Genomic DNA, 240 nt, shown 5'->3' on the forward strand with positions numbered 1-240 from the left:
ATTAAATTATCATTATACTCAGTAAGATTAATTATATCTCCCCTATTCTCTTTAACATCAAGAAAGTCTTCTGATAAGTATCTTCTAAAGGATCTACTACCTCCAGTACCAGGATCTCCAGAAGATCTAATAATTCTGTTATAATGTTCATTATCAGCTAAATCAAATGGATCCCAGGGAAATGCAGTCTTTATTGTATTTAATTTTGCGTATTCTTCATTCCATTCTGGATAATTATCT

At 30.4% G+C, this 240-nt stretch carries 1 protein-coding gene; it reads right to left on the minus strand.

Features of this window, described 5'->3' with window-relative positions; genetic code table 11:
• A partial coding sequence (locus Ga0451573_RS19530) for a hypothetical protein (RefSeq protein ID WP_231685881.1) occupies window positions 1-240 on the minus strand: 240 nt, incomplete at both ends.

The sequence above is a fragment of the Phosphitispora fastidiosa genome (genome assembly GCF_019008365.1).
GTDB classification, from domain to species: Bacteria; Bacillota; Thermincolia; order Thermincolales; family UBA2595; genus Phosphitispora; species Phosphitispora fastidiosa.